Source organism: Bacillus sp. P4_D3, from assembly GCF_056401855.1.
The window spans coordinates 1-3305 of sequence record NZ_JBFUIN010000353.1 but is presented as its reverse complement, the minus strand read 5'-3'; the positions used below and the strand labels follow the sequence as shown (position 1 = coordinate 3305).

Sequence of the window (3305 nt, the reverse complement as noted above, 5' to 3'; positions counted from 1 at the left end):
GTCAAATTATTAGAGGACAATGTCTACTTATAGACGAAATGATAGATTTATGAAAGAGAAAAGGGGGAAATTGTTGGCATGTACATGACGATAGGGAGAATTTTTGATTTGGCAGTTGGCAAATATCCGAATAAAGAGGCGTTAGTAGAACCAGAAAAAAATATTCGCTGGACATATAAACAGTGGGATGAGCAAATAAATAAAACGGCGCAAGCTCTATTGAAAGAAGGAGTAAGAAAGGGAGATTGTGTATCTGTTTACTTATATAACTGTCGTGAATTTGTAAACGTTTACTTAGCCTGTGCCAAAATTGGAGCGATCTTTAATCCAATTAATTTCCGCTTAAAAGCAAAAGAACTATCTTATATCCTCCAAGATGCAGCCTCGAAAGTAGTTGTCTTTGAAAAAGCAGTCGAATCAACAGTTACTATGATTGAACGAGATTTTCCAAATTCGTCTTTTTGGTATGTAGAAGACGATGCACCTTCTTATGCTAGTTCCTACCATGAAAAAGTAAATGAAGCATCAGCTGAAAAAGTAGATATTGTAGTCGATGAAATGGATTATTGCTCTATGCTTTATACGAGTGGTACGACGGGTCATCCGAAAGGCGTACTACATCGCCATCGTGATATGGCTGAGCATAGTATGATTTGTACGTATTTCATAAAATATAACAGGGATAGTGCCGGACTTGTGGTAGCGCCTTTATATCACTGCGGCGAGTTAAATGCTGGAATCATACCGCGCATTCAAGTTGGCGGAAAGAATGTTATTTTACATCATTTTGATACGGATAGAGTATTACATACCATTCAAGAAGAGAAGATTACGACGTTTTTTGCAGCACCAACGATGTGGAATATGTTACTGCAAAAAGATCTAGCCGAGTATGATTTAACTTCGATGAAGATCGGTGTATATGGCGGGGCTGCGATGGCTCCAGCGCTAGTGAAGGAATGTAAAGAGCGTCTTTATATTGATCTTGTCCAAATTTACGGAATGACAGAAATGGGACCGGTTGTTGCGTTTCTCGTAGAAGAGGATCAAATTACGAAAGCTGGTTCAGCAGGAACACCGTGCTTTAGCCATGAAATTCGAATCGTCAAACCGAACGAAGATGCACCAGCAGAGCCAGATGATATGTTGCCTCCTTATGAAGTAGGGGAAATTATTTTGCGCGGCCCGACTATGATGGCTGGATATCATAATCGAGAAGAAGCAAATGCAAAATCGATGTATAAAGGATGGTATCATTCTGGTGATTTAGGATACTTCGATAAAGACGGCTATTTATTCGTTGCAGATCGCGTTGATGATATGGTAATTAGCGGTGGTGTAAATATTTATCCTCGTGAAATTGAAGATTTCCTTCATAGTCACCCTGGTGTATTAGATGTTGCAGTACTTGGTGAGCCAGATGAACTATGGGGAGAGCGTGTCGTTGCGGTCGTTGTAAAGAAAGATGAAACGATTACAGAAGCTGATTTAGAAACATATTGTAAAGAAAGTGATGAATTAGCAGACTATAAACGTCCACGTCATTATTTATTTGTGGATGAACTTCCGCGTAATGCGAGTGGGAAATTACAAAAATTTGTGCTGAGAGAGTCGTTGAAAGGCGCGAAAAACTAGGCGCTAGATCAGTCATCTATACAAATAAGGCTATCTTTCTTAATAAAGAAAGGTAGCCTTATTATTGTGAAATTATTAAAGATGGGGAGATCACAGGATAAAAAATTTGTATGTACCTTCTATTTATAATTATTCCCTATTATTATAGTAGAATATATTTTTGTTTAATGATTTGATTTTAAAATCATATTACCTGTTTTAAATAGGTAGGGTTTTGAAGTGGATGAGAAATATTAAAATAGTAAATATAGGTGTGTAATTACGGAATATGTTCGTGCTTCAGTGCGAGTGGAATAAAGTTATTAGGAGAGAATGGTACTGGATAATATTCGAAAGAGAAAAATACTCAGTCATCAGATGACCTAATGACTAAATCGGTCATTAGGTATATTTTGGTAGCATGAATATAGTAACAAATTAATATATAAATGAACAGTCTTGTAATGTATTTTTATTAGTACTAATATTTATTGTTGGCTGCCAAAACAAGAGAACAATATGGTTAATGAATTGTGTTGTTTACTGCTTTGTTTTGCATGATTAAAGATAGTTTGATGCTGCAAATATTCTTTAGTTGTAACCTTTTTTAAGGTGGGAAAGATTCCACAACAGAAAAATGTGAGAATTAGAATTGGAGGCTTTATGAGTACATATTTAAAAAGAATATCTGTAATCTGTTTTATTTTTACTGTTATTATTGGACAAGTTTTTATTCCTATCATAGGGCATGCTCAAGAATTAAACACAACAGGATTTGTTGATCGTTTTACATTCAACAAAACGGAATTAAATTATGGAGAACGATCGGGAATAAGAGTAGATTTTAGTGATAAATCTGGAAATCAAATGAAGGCTGGAGACACAGTAACATTAACGCTACCGGCAGAATTAGCAGGATATAGTAAAACGATTGATTTACAGAATGATACAGGTGTTAGCTTTGGTACTTGCCAAGTAACATCAACGAATGTGGTATGTACATTTAATGATATGGTTGAGAAACTTCAAAATATTAGAGGTTATTTGTATTTTGAATTTAAAGCAACTAGTAATGTAGGAATGAATCAAACGATACCAGTTGATACAAATTTAGGCACAAGTTTAGCAACTCAAAGGGTAACAATTAAAGGGCCCACAGAATCGACGGGTCCATCATCATTTATCTACAAAACAGGTGAAATTTACCCAGACGCTCCCAATGAGGTGAAATGGGAGTTGAATGTAAACACTAGTAGTAACAAGGAACAGTTAGGTGCTGATATTGTTTTGACTGATACTTTACAATCAGGTCAAACGCTGAAGCAGGAAGGATTTATTATAATAGTCGGAAATACGGGTGTAACTCCGCAACAATTTATCGATCAAGGTTATGGTACGATTACGCTTAACGGTAACTCTTTTTCCCTTAGAGGTTATAAGGATCAGGTAAGTGGTAAGGGTATCAGTATTCGATATAGCTCGATTATAACTGATAGCGGAATGAATCAAGATGAGTTTTATAATGATTATACAATTGATTACCAGATTTTAAATCAGCCGCCAGTAACTGTTTCAAAGAATGCATGGGTTAAAAATATAAACGCAGGTGGCGGTGCACAAGGTGATTTACCACCTAAAGGTACGCTAAGAATTGTGAAGCACATTGAAGGAGATAATACAAAATTCATCCC

The 3305-nt window shown here is 36.0% G+C and carries 2 protein-coding genes; both read left to right on the top strand.

Annotation, left to right across the window (positions count from 1 at the left end):
- The first annotated feature begins 78 nt into the window (after window positions 1-78).
- Window positions 79-1635 (top strand): fatty acid--CoA ligase, encoded by a 1557-nt coding sequence (locus AC1DTM_RS20885; protein WP_367959715.1) that lies wholly within the window; start codon window positions 79-81, stop codon window positions 1633-1635.
- A gap of 642 nt (window positions 1636-2277) precedes the next feature.
- On the top strand, window positions 2278-3305 hold a 1028-nt coding region (locus tag AC1DTM_RS20880; protein ID WP_477000780.1), incomplete at its 3' end, for an Ig-like domain-containing protein.

What these genes read in the sequence shown, in the direction of transcription:
- AC1DTM_RS20885 (WP_367959715.1), top strand. Translation starts at nt 79, where the DNA reads ATGTACATGACGATAGGGAGAATTTTTGATTTGGCAGTTGGCAAATAT.